The sequence below is a fragment of the Streptomyces sp. NPDC006197 genome (assembly GCF_040613865.1).
In the GTDB taxonomy this organism is placed as follows: Bacteria; Actinomycetota; Actinomycetes; order Streptomycetales; family Streptomycetaceae; genus Streptomyces.
Genome location: NZ_JBEXSZ010000085.1, coordinates 1 through 13,878, shown reverse-complemented (window position 1 = coordinate 13,878; position 13,878 = coordinate 1). Strand labels below are relative to the sequence as shown.

The following is a 13,878-nucleotide window of genomic DNA, read 5'->3' as shown; positions in this document are numbered from 1 at the left end:
ACTTCTCCCCGTGCTGTGTCCGCCGTGCCCGGTCCGATTCATTCTCCCACCCGGTAAGGACGAACACACGGCCCGGTCAGTTCACTGTGCGGACGGTGACATCTCCGTCGTCGCTGCGCAGGCTCACGACGTGCCCGCTGCCGTCGCGGAGGGGCACGTCGACATGGACGTCACCGTCGTCGCTGGCGCCGGTCGCCTCGTACTCGGCCTTCGGCACGGCCACGGTGACGTCACCGTCCTTGGTGGCGACGTCGACGTCGCGGGGGACGGCGGCGAGGGTGATCCGTACGTCCCCGTCGTCGGACCGGACGGCGACGGAGGGGGAGCGGACGGGGTCCTCGACGCTCACGTCCCCGTCCTGACTCCCGAGATCGAGAGCCCCACTGGCCTTGCGCACCCGTACGTCCCCGTCGTCGGACCGCACCTTGAGGGGCGTGGTGAAGCCCTCGGCGGTGACGTCCCCGTTGCCGTCCTCGACGGTGACGGCGACCCCGCGGGGCACCTGGATCCGGTGCACGGCACCGCAGCCGGCCGCGACGGCATCGCACTCCACCCGCAGCGTGAGCCGCCCGTCCACCAGCTTCCAGCTCGCCTCGGGCCCGGACCCCATGAACACCCACCCGTCGACCTGTCGCTCCACCCGCACGTCGTCGACGTCGGCGGGCGTGATCACCAGCTCGGAGTCGTCCGAGTCGACGGTGAGCGCGTCCCCGTCGAACGCGAACGTCCTCCGCTCCACCGGCGCCCCCTCGGCATCGGTCCCACACCCCGCGAGCAGGAGCACGGCGGCACCGGAAGCGAGCAGCGCACGGAACGGGCGACCTACGGCCATGACGATCATTCCCCCAGAAGCGACACCTACGATCCCCCGACCGTAGGACCCCACCACCCCCCGTCACGATCCGGCGACCCACCGTCCGGGGGTGGGGCTACCCCCAGGCCCCCATCCGTTTGCGACACCCACCCACCGGCCATGTAGGCTGTTGCCTCTTCCACGGGTGCGTAGCTCAGGGGTAGAGCGCTGCTCTTACAAAGCAGATGTCGGCGGTTCGAAACCGTCCGCGCCCACCAGTAGGTAAAACGACAAAGGCCCAGGTCATCGGTACTGAACCGGGAACCTGGGCCTTGTCCGTTCTCTGGGCGGGGAGGCGAGGGAGGGGCGCCGTGCCAGTTACGTGCCAGATGCGTAGCCGGACTCGCCCGGCCGGACCTTCCTGATCTGCTCGTCGACGTGAGCGGCGATGGCGTGGTCACGCCCGTTCACCAGGTGCTGATAGATCAGCGCGGCCCGCACGGACGAGTGCCCCATCCGCTGCATCAGCTCACGCGTCGTGGCGCCGCCGGTCGCGGCGAGGGTGTTCCCGGTGTGGCGCAGATCGTGAAAATGGACGTCGCGGAGGCCAGTGTCCTTCAGGGCCCGCAACCACAGCCGGCGGAAGTTGTTCCGGCGCAGCTGCCCGCCGCGGGCTCCGGTGAAGACCAGCCCGGTCCGCCCCGGCTCGGCGTAGACGGCGAGATGAGTGGCCAGGCTCTCCGCCAGCGAGGCCGGGAAGGCGACGGTACGCACACCGGCCGCGCTCTTGGGCGTCTTGACCAGGATGCCGTCGGTGCGGGTCTCCGCCAGAGAACGCCGTACGGCGACGGTCCGCCGGTCGAGGTCGACGTCATGGCGCTGAAGCGCGGCGAGCTCCCCGAAGCGGAGGCCGGTGAAGGCCGCCAGCAGGATGAACACCCGGAAGCGCGCCGGCACGGCGTCGGCGAGCTGGAAGACTTCGGTGACGTCGAGGAAAGGTCGTTCGGCGGTCTTGGCCGCCCCGGCGCCCTTGATGCGGCAGGGGTTGCGCTGGATCAGCTCGTCGTCGACTGCGGTATTCATGATGGCTCGGAGAATCTGGTAGGCCTTGGCGACCGTCGGTTCACCGACACCGGACTCCAGGAGGCCGGCACGCCAGCGGCGGATCTGGGGTGTGGTGATCTCACTCAGGACCGCGTCCGCGAAGGTCGGCAGGATGTGGAGGCGCAGAGCGCTGCCGTTGCGTTCGCGGGTGGTGGCCGCGTAGTCGCGTTCCTTGAACCAGGCGTCGGCGTACACCCCGAAGAGAACCTTGTCGTCCGGGTTCTTCCACTTGCCGTCGAGGATCTCCGCTTCCTTGCGGACGAGCCACCGATCGGCATCGGTCTGCGAGACGAACGTCTCGGGCGCGGACCGCGTCAGCCCGTCCGGCCCCTGATAGCGAGCCTGGAAACGACCTGAGGGCAGCTTGCGCACAGCACCGAAACGACGACGCTTACCTTTGGCGTTCGCCATCAGGCCACCGCCGCGAATCGGCGACGAGTGGTAATCGGCTGGACGGTGTGGGCGACGACGAATTCCTCCAAGGCCCGCTCAGGAATGCGGACATGCCGTCCTACCTTGACGAAGACGATCCGGCGCTCGGCGATGAGCCGACGCGGAAACCTCTCGGTAGTGCCGAGGAGTTCGGCGGCCTGGCCCACGGTCAGCAGTCGGTCGGTCATGCGCTTGCTCCCTCCAGGGCGAGTTGGTCGCGTAGGGCTTCGCGGGCGGTTTCGCGGTTGAGCTGGATGTCCCGGGCGATCGAGGCGGCGAGGGCGGCCTCGCCGGGGGAGTGGCCCTGGCCGGCGTAGGACCAGGAGGTGAGGACGAGGACGGTGTCCGGTTCGATGTCGTCGAGGCCGCGGGCGGTGCGCTCCTGGGCGGCGCGGTAGTCGGCGCGGGTCTGGCGGAGCTCGCTCAGGGTGGTGGAGTACTGCCGGGATTTGGTGGAGAAGTGGCCGCGGAAGCCGAGCATGTGGGCCCAGGCGAGGAGGCGGCGGTCGGGGTAGAGCGGATCGAGGTCGAAGCAGGCTTCGACGAGGCGCCGGGTGTGGTCGGGGACGCCGAGGAGGACCAGGGCCTCCCGGTTGCCGATGCGACGGTCGAGGCTGCCGGTGGTCTCGGCGGCCTTCGTGGCGTACTTGGCGATGTAGGAGGCGACGGCCTGTTCGGTGATGTCGGAGCCGTCGCCGAAGGCTTTGACGGGCCGGATGTCGATCTGGGTGCCCCAGCGGAGGCGGCGGGCGAGGTGGTCGCCGGCGGCGGGGACGGTGACGGTCGTGTACGCGTGGGTGGCGGCGGCGCGGATGGCGTCGGTGAGGCGATCGGTGGTCGCCCAGGACGGCGGCGGGGAGTCGGGACCGTCCGGGCCGTCGATGCGGACGACGGCGTGGAAGTGGACGGCACCCCGCTTCTGGAACTCGGCGACCTTCCCATACGAGATCCGGGCGACCGTCCTCAGCTCCCTCTGCGAGAGGCCGGCCGCAGCGGCGATCTCCCGGCGGAGTCGATTCGTGAACCGCTGCCAGAGCTGCCCGGCGTGGTTGTTGAAGAGGACGGCGGCGGCGTAGTCGTACGACTCGGGGTCGAGCGGCGTGCCGAGGGCGGTGTCGTCCTCGGAGTGGTGGGACCCGCAGCGGCACGGCCGGGCGCCGGGGCGGTTGTGGACCGGGCCGAAGGACGGGGCGGTGAGGGTGAGGAAGACGCGCGGGTGCTCGCGGACGGCGGCGGGGATGTCCCGGGCGTCGTCTCCGGCGAGGCCGGCGCGGATGAGGTGGTACGTGTCGCCTGCGTAGGTCCAGGCGCAGGCGGGGCAGCGGGAGGCACGACGGTTGCCGCAAGCGATGCGGAGCCGTCCGCCGGGCTCAGTGTCGGTGGAGTACTGGTGGAGGGTCTCGCCGGTGGTCTTGTCCCGGGTGAGGGTCCAGCCCTGGAGGTGGATGGGGTGGGAACAGCCGCCGGTGCGGTGGATCTGCTCCTTCCAACGGTCGAAGTCGGGGGACCCGGCCACCCGGAGCATGTCGCCGAGGGTGGCGGTGTCGAACCCCGCCGACGAAGCGGCTGGGACGGTCATCATGGAGTGCTTCCTTCTGGTTCTGCGAACTGGGCAGGGGCGGGGCTTCCGGGCGGCGGAGACTTGGCGGCTGAGCCGCCCGGAGGCCCGACTTGGAGCTAGCCGGGCCGATCTTGGTCGTGAGGTGGCAGGCATGATGTCGTGGTGATCAGCTTCGAGATCGAGAGCCCTTGGACACCTGCCCATCAGGCGGTGGAGTCCAGCGAACATGCCACGCTCACGCGTCTTCTCGACGAGGGGTCGGATGTCAACGAGGTCTGCTGCGGGATGACCTTGTTGATGCACGCCATCGAGTTGGAAGGGGATTCCGCGCTTCAGTCGGGGCACCCGATCGACAGTGCGCTCACTGCGATCGTCCTCGCCTACGGCGCCGATCCTGCGGCAGAGGTCGACGGCAGAACGGCCCACGAGTTTGCCCGGTTCTACGATCACAGCATGGCGATCAGGCTGCTGGAACGGTTCAGTAACTGTCAGGGCTGAGCTCAAGGCTCGAAACGGAAGTGTCTGCCGACGGTAGCTCTCGTGGATGAACGACCGAACAGGCTTTAGCGGCGCCGGCTCTGGCCGTTGAGGAGCGAGCGCAGGACGACGGCGCAGACGGCGACCGAGGCGGCGCTGACGGCGACGGCGAGCAGCATGGAGACCAGGACAGTGCCGACGACCAGGACGGCCCCCGCGCCACCGACGACGACAGCCAGACCGGCCGGGGTGAGGCGCACGGTGGAGGCTGGCGCCGGGGCCGGGGCCGGGGCCGGGGCCGGGGTGTGATGGTGGGTGCAGACCGCCGCGTCGGCCGTGTGGTGGGGCTCGATGTCGGCGGCGACAGTCGGCCGGACGAGCGGGGCGACGAGGCCGGTCGGGAGCGGGTTGACCGGGATGCGCGGCTGGAACATGACGGTTCTCCCTACTTGTTGATCGTGTTGTCGATGAGCGGGGCGAGGACGCTGTCGGCGAGGAGGTAGCCGCCGAGGAGGATCACGGCGACGAGCCACCAGGGCGGGCGGATGAGCTTGATGCCGAGGCTGCCGACGACGATCAGGGCGAGCCAGAGCGGGACGTCCATGAGGCGGGTTCCTTCGAGGTCAGCGGGGCTGGCAGCGGTGCGTGCGGGCGGCGAGCTGGGCGGCGGTGGAGCTGGAGTACTCGGCGGACCAGCCGCAGCCGTCGGCCGTGCAGACGGCGGCGTACTTGGTGCGGCCGTGGCGGTCGCGGTGGGTGCCGATCTGCACCGGACCGATCCGCATCACGGAGTGGAAGTGGTCGCGTGGGGCCATGACGGGGTCTCCCTTCAGACGAGCTGGGCGGCGATGGCAGCGGCCATCAGGGGCGGGACGCCGAGGCGGGCGCGCAGGGTGTCGGCGTCGATCGGGTAGCCGGTGCGGGTGCGGTACTCGTTGGCGACTTTCCGGGCGTGAGCGACGAGGGCCGGCGGTACGGCCACGGGGGCGGGTTCGGGCTCCGGTACGGGCTCTGGGACCGGCTCCGGCTCCGGGGAAGGCAGGGCCGATGCGGGAGCGATCTCCGGTTCCGGCTCGACCACGTCGTCCCGCTCGATGACCGCTTCCACGGCCGAGGGTCGCTCGGTGTCTGTGTCGGGTTCGGCAGGCTGGGCGACCGCCGGATGCCCAGGGGAGTGGACAAGAAGGGTTCCGCCGAGGAACGCGAGGGCAGGCCAGCCCGCGACGAGGATGCGCAGCCAGGCGGGAACGTGGCCGAGGTCGAGAAGCCCGGCGGTGGCGACGTTCGCACCGAGTGACGCGGCCAGGGCGACCATGAACCACGTCCAGGCGGAGCGGGCAGGTTCACCGGCGGCTCGCGAGGTTCGAAGCCGATGCCAAGCGGCGACGAGCAGGAGATCCACGGAGACCGGGTAGGCCCAAGCCTTCCAACCGGACTGTCCGGCAGCCGCAGCCAGGTCATGGAGATGAGCGAAGGACAGGGCGCCGGCGATCACGGCTTGTACGAGGACGGCGTCCGGTCGGCGGATGGGACGCATCGGAGGGGCCTCCTTCCGGTTTCGGGCATGGGAGGGGTAGGGGCCTGGCGTGAAGCGGTCACGCCACCGTGGAGCGAGGGGATTCAGGCGATCGCGGGAGCCGTGACGGTCGAGGGCGCCGCGGCTTTGCCCAGGGGCGGCAGGACGGGCCGGAAGGCGTCCAGCGCGGGGATCTCGGGCGTGCGGTGAGCGTGGGAGTTCGTGATGTTCACGGCCCGCCGGAGCGTGAGGTGGGGAGTACGGATGCGGACCCACCCGCCGGAGGAGTCGCCGGCGACCGCCGTGCCGGGCCGGTCGGTGCGGATCTGAACCGTGGCAAGGACGGCGTCCGGGGCGATGTCGCCGAAGGCCATGTTGGCGGAGGTCTCGTCGTTGACGCGGTGAGCGGTCCGGCCGGTGAGCTGGGCACGAAGCATCGTGATGCCCTTGCCGAGCTCGGAGCCGAAGCGCTGTCCACAGATCTCCAGGTAGATGCCGGCGGCGCGGCCGAGCTGGGTGAGCCGGACAAGGGAGGTGATGATCCGGTCCCGCCGCTTCTCCTCCTCCTTCGTGGCGAAGAGGGCGAGCTCGGCCACCTCATCGACCAGGAGCACGATCGGCGTCGGCCGCAGGTAATCGGGCAGATCCCAGATATCGGCGGTGATCTCCGCATCCGGCAGATCTGCACTCAACCTCTGCTCGTGCCGGATCAGTAGATAGACGTCCTCCATGTGCTCGACGAGGGCGTCGAGGAGGTCGGCAGCTGCGTCAGGATTATCGGCCAAGGCCGTGAAACGCCTGGCGAGCGGGGCGAGTTCGACTCCCTGCTTGCAGTCGATCCCGACGAGGGCGACATCCAGTGCGGCGAGCGCAGCGACGAGGTTGCGCTGATAGACGGACTTCCCGGACTGGGTGGCACCGACGTTCAGCGCGTGCGGCGTCTGGCGGTAATCGCGGTAGTAGACCTCCCCGTCCTCCCGCATGGCGACCGGAACCCGCATCACCCCACCACGGGCAGCCGCGGGCATCTGGACCCGCTTGAGGACGTCGTACCCGGTCATCCGCAGCTCGACCACACCCGAGCGGATCTCCCGAGCTGTGACGTTCTGCATGACGAACGAGTGCCGGAGCCGGTCCGAGGCGGCGGAGAAGTCGAACGCGTCCTGACCTGGACGCAGCTTCACCCGCAGTACGAGCCCGGTACGTGTCGGCCGCAGCCGCAGGATCTGGGGCGCCCGCGACTCGGGGATGGGCTGGCGGGTCATCCGGGCCAGCGCCAGGCGCCAGCGCGAGGGCGGGACGGTCAGCCCGCACGCGTCCATGACCGACGCGTACCGGGCGAGGATCCGCACCGCGGCGAAGACGACGCCGAAGCTCATCCAGTACCAGGCCGGACGCTGCCACCGCAGCAGCAGCGCGACCGTGGCGACCAGGGCGAGGGTGACCGTTAAGGCGGCCATGGGTCAGCCGACCTTCGCGGTGGCGAGCGAGGTGACGGCGACCGCGCGGAAGCTGATGCCGTGGCGCTTCTGGCCGTTGAACTCGTTCTCCCAGGGCCGGGCGACGACGCCGGTCAAGGCGACGGGGGTGCCCATGGACAGCTCCTCGGAGATGCCGGTCTTGGGCACGGTCAGGTTCAGGATCTCGGCGTTCCCGTCCATGACGAACATGACGTCGACCGTCATCAGCGGGGCACCGGTGTCCCGGTCGGTGGCGATCTCGCCGGTCTGGCGGTTCGCGATCTTCGGGGCCGGGGGCTAGGCCACCATCACCATCGCGGCGGACGTGTCGACGGGAATCTGACGCACAGTGGATCACTCCTCTATAGAGACTTGACTCATTCACTCCTATATAAGAGTGAAATGAAGAAGAGTGCACCACTCCTATACATGAGTCAACCCGCCGCGGAAGGAAACCGCTGCGGGTTGAGGAAAGTTGAGCGTGCGTCAGTCGGTCGCTGGGATCCGGTACTGGAAGATGAACTGGTCAGCGGCCATGAGGGTGTCACAGACCTCCACGACCCGCCCCTCCTTCGTCACGGCATCCCGCAGCAGGTGCACCACGGAGGCGCCAGGACTCAGAGCCAGCTCCGACGCTTCGGCCTTCGAGGCCGGTCGAGCCTGAAGCGTCTCGATGAACTCAGCGAAGGTGTGGCCGTGGTCTTCGAGCCGGGCGTAGATGCCGCCGGGGCCGAGGTTCTCGGCGAACAGCTCGGGGATGTCCTTCACGACGTCCCACGGCAGGTAGGACGAGGCGGTCTCGACGGGCGTCCCGTTCCGGAAGTGCAGCCGCCGCCGCGTGAGCACCTGAGTCCCCTCATCGACACCGAGCCGTTCGGCGATCTCCGTCGGTGCTTCCATGGGCCCGATGTAGAGGAGGCTCACCTTGGCCGTGGCGCCGGACTGCTCGGACTCGGCGAGGTAAGCAGCCTTACCGCCCCGCCGGTGAGAAGCGCGGAACCGATCCGAAGACCGAAGCCGTACAGGAGGCCGGTCCTTCACGATCGACCCCTTGCCGTGCCGGGTCTCGACGAGCCCGCTGGCCCGCACCTCGACCATGGCCTTCCGAATAGTCCCCCCGGCAACCCCGTACCGCTCGACGAGTTCGGACTCGCTGGGCACCATGTCACCGGCCTTGAGGACGCCGGACCGGATCTGCTGAACGATCTCGTCCGCGATCTGCACGTACCGCGGTACGGCCCTGCCAGCTTCTGCTGGAGTTCCCACAGTCCTACCCGCTCTCATATGCTCCTGTACATGAGTAGTGGGAGCGCGGGAACAAAGTCAACGCCGCTGCATTCCGTGTTCGTGGTCGAGCGGTAGTGCGCGAAGACGGCCACCTCTTGGCCATCCGCCGAGCGGACAACGGCACGTGGGAACTCCCGGGCGGAGTCCTCGAACTCACTGAGGCACCCGAAGCAGGCGTCGCCCGCGAGGTCCTGGAGGAGACAGGCATCCACGTCGAGGTGGACGAGCTGACCGGCGTCTACAAGAACACCACCCGCGGCATCGTCGCCCTGGTCTTCCGCTGCAAGCCCACCGGCGGCACCGAACGAACCTCGGACGAGTCCACCGCGGTCGACTGGCTCACGCCGGCCGAGATCAAGGAACGGATGGCCGAGGTCTACGCAATCCGCCTCCTGGACGCCCTGGACGAAAACGGCCCCCACGTCCGCAGCCACGACGGCCGGCACCTCCTGGAGGCGTCCGCATGACCACCCGGAAGCCCGTCAGTGAGTGGCGTGACGTCTATGACTTCCTGGATCAGGTCCGCTTGCGGCCCGGGATGTTCGTACGCGGCGGTTCCCTCCTGGAGCTTCAGGCGATGCTGTACGGCTACCGAGTCGCATCCGAGATCCACGGCTCCGAGGCCATGACGGACTTCGAACACCGGGGTCCGTTCGCCGAATGGTTGTGGCCGAGACTTGGCCACACCTACGCCAGTCCCGTGGGGTGGGCCGTCGAGATCACGAAGGCCGCGGAAGCAAGCGGCAGGACAGGCATCGACCTGTTCTTCGACCTGCTGAGCGAGTTCAAGGCCGAGCGAACCCCGGAAGCGCGGTAAGACTTTCTCTACTTCATCAAGGCACCCGCCGCGCACAGCGCGGCGCGCGCGGCCCGTCGCCCGGGCCTGCGCTCCTGTCTGCGCCCCGCTCCAGCCCGGCCGCCGGCCGCACGCCTACGGCTCGGGTTGATGGGCAGCCGAAGCAGGCCTTCAGGCACGGCAACCGTCACATGGCATGCGTAGCCACGAGCGCCGCCGACTGCGGCCAAGACGGGCGACCAAAGACGGCTGGCAGCGAGGGGAGGGGTGGCCTCTTGCGCATGGCCGGCCGACTGTCGGGCCCGAGTGGGCCGGGGCGCCGTACCCCCGCCGTCACGGATGACGGGAGCGTGAGGCGACCGCACCACCGGGAAGGGGCTGATGGGGAGCAGCTGCTGCCGCGATGCGGCGGAGGCCGGCGTGGTCGCTCCGCGTCGGTCCCGGTATCGCCGTGGCTGATGAGCGTGTCGTCTAAACACCGGACTTGTGCACGCGCCACGGTATGTAGGTCGACGATAGACGGGATGGGAGCCAGGGCGAGCATTCGGCGAAGGTTGGCAAACTGTGGCAGCTCCACCCCAAAGCCGCTCCGCCGACCTACTCCTGAATTGACAGGTCCGGATGGGCGAACACAAAGAGCATGTACGCAACGGCCGCTGCCGTACCCACCGACGAGAGCGCCAGGCTGGTCAAAGGCTGCGCACGGCTGACGCCCTGTCGTGAGGCAGCGCGGTATTCGATGGCACCCAGGACGAGGCCCGTGAGGCCGAGCGGCAAGGCAAGAGCCCAGACGAGCATCCAGAATGGGCAGCAGAACCAGAACGCAACGGAAGCCGCACCGAAAACGACGGAACGGCTCATCCGCCCAGATCTGTCGCCAGCCGGATCACCAGAGTAGGTCATGCTCTGATCAAAGCAGCAAGGTAGAGAGGCCCAGCAGCCGCCCTGACAATCACCGTGCCCCTCGCGTGCCCGATCCAGCGGGGAGACACGGAGAACACCGGACTGTCACGCTGTCCGAACATGCGAATGGCCCCCGACCATTCGGCTGGTCGGGGGCCGTTCACCTGGCGGTGGGTGTGGGATTTGAACCCACGGTGACATCGCTGCCACGACGGTTTTCGAGATCGCTTGTTGATCTGTGGACCTGCCGACCGATTGAGCCTCCGACGCCCCCCACGTATCGGGTCCGGCTATGGCAGCTACCTTTGGCTTGTGACTCACTGGAACTCGCGGCTTGGCAGAGGGGCCGGGTTTGTCGTCTGGTGGGCCCTGGCGGGAATTGCTCTCCGGCTCTTCGGCCAAGCCACCGGCGACCCCAAGGGCTGGCCAACGTGTGCAGTCCTGGCTGCGGCCGCCGTCGCTGCAGGAGAGCTGTCGAATCTCTGGCGCAGACGTCGACTGAAGGCATGCTGATCGTTGCCCGAACGCGACGGCGTCACTGTCGTGCCACATCCGTGCCAGATGGGGCGGGGAGCCACGGGGAACGACGGGCGCTGTCGGAGCCCGCGCGGGGGATCAGTACGTCCCCCAACGGTGCAGGTCAGGCGCAGCGCTGCCCTCCCGCTCTTGTAAAGAGGCTGTTCAGCGCGTTCACCGGTTCCAGATCTTCTGGAACTCTCCGGCTGAGATGGCCTCCAGCGGATCTTCCTCAGGGTCGATCGCCTGATCCGTAAGGAAGCCGTGGTCGTCCTCCAGGTACTCCCAGCTGTACCGGTGAAGTTGGCCGGCCGGAGTCAGCTCGGCCTGCTTGATGGCAACCAACTCGCCGCGGTCGGGTACGGCCTCGAAGTACCACAAGCCGCCCTCCTCGTCGACGTGGCGGAAGTGGTGCCGCAGGGTGGCCCCTTCGTCAAGGGATCGGAAGTACGCCACGCTCTCCGCCTTGATTCGCTCCAGGTCAACCATGGGATCATCGTGCCAGCGAGCGCACATGGTCGCACCGTTCTGACATCCACAGGTGACATCAACGACCCCGGACGCCAGCACCCCTAGGTGTTCCTACACGGCTGGCGTGGCCGGGTGGATCCCCGGCGGTGCCGAGCACTGATCGAACTCCTAAAGCGGGGCTCAACATCAAGGGGCAGTGGGCCATCTATGTGATCACCGCCCAGGCCGTCTCGGGGCCGTCGGAGGGCGCTCAATGACGACCTGCGACTTCAGGCGGAGCCGCACGCCAGTGCACGCCACTCGTTTACAGCTGCCGGCCTCGCGAAGACGGCGATGCCTGCGATTCCCGCCCCTGGGCGCAGGTCGATCACCAACGTCTGCTCATCCGCTGTCTGGGGCTCGTCGCCGTCGTGCGGGCGCACAGCTTCGATGAGGCGGCGAGGGATGACATGTACGTCACCGGTGTCTCGCTCGAACACCAGGGGGCCGTCGGGCTCGAACCAGGCGACGCCAGGCCCTGCCATATGTGCTCGCACAAGCATGGCCACGAACGCCTCCCCTCGTGCCGTCACCCGCTCGCGAGTAGGAGCGGCCACGGAGTTGAAGTTCTCCATCGATCCGCCCGGGGTGACGGTTTGATACACCACCCGTTGGTGCGACACTCGCCCACGATGCCTGCGAGAGATCCCCACGATGACGGCGAGGAAGACGATGGCTCCAGCAACAGCCAAACCTGACATGGGCGGCCCCCTGTAGTTACCCAGGCAATGTAGGGCTCCGCACAAGGCAATGCACCCCACTTGGGCCGTCTGCGGGCCGTGCGAGGGGGTTCAAGAGTGACCAGTGGCGACCAACGGTGACAGGTTGGCTACCCAAGTGCCGGAGGAACGTCCAGGTCAGGAGGCCTCTCACCTACTGGTTCGCTCCTGGGGTAGCGGTCAGGCAAGTTGGGGTGTTTCTCGCCAGTGATGCCATGACACGAGTGGCGAGCATGGTCCCCTTGGCTCCGAAGTGGGAACGAGGAGGGCATGACCATCGATCAGAAGGCAGCGCACCGGTTAGTCGGCCGGGCTCATGAAGTGGGGCGGGTGTCCGGGCGGAAGGGGTGGCTCGAGCTGTTGCAGCGGGTGAGCCGCGGGCGGTTTGGGCGGCAGCACGGGTGGGCGAAAGTGTCGAAGCTGGACACGCCATGGCAAGACACCCCCTCAGGGGAACGGCAAGGCTGGCATGAGCGAGCAGCCAATCTCGACGGGGAGTTCGCGTTCAGCGTCGACTACCAGGTCTGCCAGGACTGTCAGCTTGGGTGGGTGGAGCAGCCGTACACACTGCCGGAGTATCAGCGGTGCGGTCTGGCCTCCGCCGGCCTCGCAGCGCTGCGGATCGAGCATCCGAGTCTGTCGTGGCACACCTTGGGTGGGCACCTCCGTGACTCCAAGGGCTTCTGGGAAGCTGTGGGAGCTGGGGTGCCTGGGAGATACCAACAGCGAAGCCTCTGTGCCCACATCACTGCTGGGTAAGACCGAAGGCGCCTCGGTCAGACGCGGCCTATTTATGGACCGGCCAGGCATAGCTACCTGCCTTTAGGCCTCTGACCTGCACAGGCGCCTGAGAAGCACGCGCCCTCCGGAGCCGTGTGCACGAAGCCCCGGGCTTTGGCCCGGGGCTTCGTGTCGTTGTGGCGCGTGGCTGTTAGCCAAAGGCGCCTGCCGGCAGATGGGGGACCTCGTTGCTGTCTCCGTGGTCGGAGGTGCCCAGCCTCGGGAGGCGGTGGCCACGGCTTGTGGCTACGCGGAGTGCGTCTCGCAGGGCGCCGGTGAGGTCTGACGCCACGAGACGGAGTTCTTCCGGGGCCGACGACTCGTCGGCCAGTACCTCATGGGCGTGCTCCAGGAGCTCAGCGGCGACGTCGAGTTGGGCGGCTTCGGTGTGGTCGGCCAGGCGGGACAAGGGGCCGCCGGTGCTGTCGGTGCTCAGGAAGCAGGGCTTGCCGTCGGGGCCCGACCATGGGAGGAGTCGGAGCTCGTTGTGGGGCGTCATCCTTCGGCCCTTCTGCCTTCGGGCGTGTGGTGGGTAGTGAAGACGGCTTCCGCGCGGTCGCCGGGGAGAGCCAGGAGCGCGGCCTCGACGACGCGGCCGACGGTGTCGGTCGCTACGCGGGTGATCGCCAGAACGGCGAGGGTCCGGCTAATTCGGAGGGTTGCCGCTTCCACCGGGGTGGGGAGGCGAGCGCAGAGTCTCTCCTCGACCTCGGCCAGTGGCGTCGCCACGGTTGTGGGCCAGGTCGACTCGTCGGGTACGACAGTCGGCGCCAGATCGCGAGGGACGTAGACGCGGGACAGACTGTGCGGCGAGGTTCCGTAGTGACTCAGACACTGGAATTCGGTGAGGGGGCTGCCAGCCGGCACCCGCAGCAAGGCGGACAGGTGGCCGCGCGCCCGGATTTTGGTGGTGCGGACGCTGGTCTCTAAGAGGTCCTAACAGAAGCCACTGATGGTGTGACTGTCAGCTTGGATGCTCGTTGGGCCGTTCGTGGCGAAGAGGAACTCCCGGCCGTGGATCGTC

Annotated in this window: 19 protein-coding genes and 1 tRNA gene; 4 read left to right on the top strand and 16 right to left on the bottom strand. The window is 68.3% G+C overall.

Going from position 1 to position 13,878, the window contains the following annotated elements:
- Positions 1-76 precede the first annotated feature (76 nt).
- Positions 77-832, bottom strand: a complete 756-nt coding sequence (locus ABZ318_RS24545; protein WP_356904618.1) for a DUF4097 family beta strand repeat-containing protein — start codon at positions 830-832, stop codon at positions 77-79.
- 164 nt (positions 833-996) lie between these two features.
- Between ABZ318_RS24545 and ABZ318_RS24540 the strand changes: the two genes are divergently transcribed.
- A tRNA-Val gene (locus tag ABZ318_RS24540) sits at positions 997-1,071 on the top strand.
- A 100-nt stretch (positions 1,072-1,171) separates the two neighbouring features.
- Here the strand turns inward: ABZ318_RS24540 and ABZ318_RS24535 are convergent.
- From ABZ318_RS24535 to repSA, 3 genes are read right to left on the bottom strand one after another with little or no spacing between them, the layout of a single operon-like run.
- A complete protein-coding gene (locus ABZ318_RS24535) occupies positions 1,172-2,269 on the bottom strand; it encodes a tyrosine-type recombinase/integrase (protein WP_356904617.1) in 1,098 nt (365 codons plus the stop codon).
- 38 nt (positions 2,270-2,307) lie between these two features.
- Positions 2,308-2,517, bottom strand: coding sequence for an excisionase family DNA-binding protein (locus ABZ318_RS24530; RefSeq protein WP_341623205.1), 210 nt, complete (start codon positions 2,515-2,517; stop codon positions 2,308-2,310).
- Positions 2,514-3,911 (bottom strand): replication initiator protein RepSA, encoded by a 1,398-nt coding sequence (gene repSA, locus ABZ318_RS24525; RefSeq protein WP_356904616.1) that lies wholly within the window; start codon positions 3,909-3,911, stop codon positions 2,514-2,516. Before repSA ends, ABZ318_RS24530 begins: the two co-directional genes overlap by 4 nt.
- A gap of 141 nt (positions 3,912-4,052) precedes the next feature.
- Here repSA and ABZ318_RS24520 point away from each other — a divergent pair, with 141 nt between their 5' ends.
- Positions 4,053-4,388 (top strand): ankyrin repeat domain-containing protein, encoded by a 336-nt coding sequence (locus ABZ318_RS24520; RefSeq protein ID WP_356904615.1) that lies wholly within the window; start codon positions 4,053-4,055, stop codon positions 4,386-4,388.
- 65 nt (positions 4,389-4,453) lie between these two features.
- On the opposite strand, the gene ABZ318_RS24515 is transcribed toward ABZ318_RS24520, so the two are convergent.
- The 7 genes from ABZ318_RS24515 to ABZ318_RS24485 all read right to left on the bottom strand — a co-directional run bounded on the left by ABZ318_RS24515 (position 4,454) and on the right by ABZ318_RS24485 (position 8,627).
- Positions 4,454-4,801: a SpdD-like protein gene (locus ABZ318_RS24515; protein WP_356904614.1), complete on the bottom strand. Its 348-nt coding sequence runs from the start codon at positions 4,799-4,801 to the stop codon at positions 4,454-4,456.
- 11 nt (positions 4,802-4,812) lie between these two features.
- Positions 4,813-4,971, bottom strand: a complete 159-nt coding sequence (locus ABZ318_RS24510) for a hypothetical protein (RefSeq protein ID WP_356904613.1) — start codon at positions 4,969-4,971, stop codon at positions 4,813-4,815.
- Between the two features lie 19 nt (positions 4,972-4,990).
- Positions 4,991-5,182 (bottom strand): mobile element transfer protein, encoded by a 192-nt coding sequence (locus tag ABZ318_RS24505; RefSeq protein ID WP_123451914.1) that lies wholly within the window; start codon positions 5,180-5,182, stop codon positions 4,991-4,993.
- 14 nt (positions 5,183-5,196) lie between these two features.
- Positions 5,197-5,904, bottom strand: coding sequence for a DUF2637 domain-containing protein (locus ABZ318_RS24500; RefSeq protein WP_356904612.1), 708 nt, complete (start codon positions 5,902-5,904; stop codon positions 5,197-5,199).
- 83 nt (positions 5,905-5,987) lie between these two features.
- The gene (locus tag ABZ318_RS24495; RefSeq protein WP_356904611.1) at positions 5,988-7,343 is read right to left on the bottom strand and encodes an FtsK/SpoIIIE domain-containing protein; all 1,356 of its coding nucleotides are present in this window, start codon (positions 7,341-7,343) and stop codon (positions 5,988-5,990) included.
- 3 nt (positions 7,344-7,346) lie between these two features.
- Positions 7,347-7,625: a hypothetical protein gene (locus tag ABZ318_RS24490; protein ID WP_356904637.1), complete on the bottom strand. Its 279-nt coding sequence runs from the start codon at positions 7,623-7,625 to the stop codon at positions 7,347-7,349.
- A gap of 204 nt (positions 7,626-7,829) precedes the next feature.
- Positions 7,830-8,627, bottom strand: coding sequence for a GntR family transcriptional regulator (locus ABZ318_RS24485; RefSeq protein ID WP_356904610.1), 798 nt, complete (start codon positions 8,625-8,627; stop codon positions 7,830-7,832).
- Positions 8,628-8,704: 77 nt separating this feature from the next.
- Here ABZ318_RS24485 and ABZ318_RS24480 point away from each other — a divergent pair, with 77 nt between their 5' ends.
- Together ABZ318_RS24480 and ABZ318_RS24475 are read left to right on the top strand one after the other, a co-directional pair.
- Positions 8,705-9,097 carry an NUDIX domain-containing protein gene (locus ABZ318_RS24480; protein ID WP_356904609.1) on the top strand — a complete coding sequence of 131 codons (393 nt, stop codon included), beginning with the start codon at positions 8,705-8,707 and terminating at the stop codon, positions 9,095-9,097.
- Positions 9,094-9,447 (top strand): hypothetical protein, encoded by a 354-nt coding sequence (locus tag ABZ318_RS24475; protein ID WP_356904608.1) that lies wholly within the window; start codon positions 9,094-9,096, stop codon positions 9,445-9,447. Before ABZ318_RS24480 ends, ABZ318_RS24475 begins: the two co-directional genes overlap by 4 nt.
- Before the next feature lie 576 nt (positions 9,448-10,023).
- Here ABZ318_RS24475 and ABZ318_RS24470 read toward each other — a convergent pair.
- From ABZ318_RS24470 to ABZ318_RS24450, 5 genes are all read right to left on the bottom strand, one after another.
- Positions 10,024-10,329, bottom strand: a complete 306-nt coding sequence (locus ABZ318_RS24470; protein WP_356904607.1) for a hypothetical protein — start codon at positions 10,327-10,329, stop codon at positions 10,024-10,026.
- A gap of 690 nt (positions 10,330-11,019) precedes the next feature.
- Entirely contained in the window at positions 11,020-11,334 is a 315-nt protein-coding gene (locus tag ABZ318_RS24465; RefSeq protein ID WP_356904606.1) for a hypothetical protein, read from the bottom strand.
- 251 nt (positions 11,335-11,585) lie between these two features.
- Positions 11,586-12,056 (bottom strand): hypothetical protein, encoded by a 471-nt coding sequence (locus tag ABZ318_RS24460; protein ID WP_356904605.1) that lies wholly within the window; start codon positions 12,054-12,056, stop codon positions 11,586-11,588.
- Positions 12,057-13,005: 949 nt separating this feature from the next.
- Complete coding sequence (locus tag ABZ318_RS24455; RefSeq protein ID WP_356904604.1) at positions 13,006-13,353, bottom strand: hypothetical protein; 348 nt, start codon at positions 13,351-13,353, stop codon at positions 13,006-13,008.
- On the bottom strand, positions 13,350-13,757 hold the full coding sequence (locus ABZ318_RS24450) for a UTRA domain-containing protein (protein ID WP_356904636.1): 408 nt from the start codon (positions 13,755-13,757) through the stop codon (positions 13,350-13,352). The genes ABZ318_RS24455 and ABZ318_RS24450 overlap by 4 nt, the downstream gene beginning before the upstream one ends.
- Positions 13,758-13,878 lie beyond the last annotated feature (121 nt).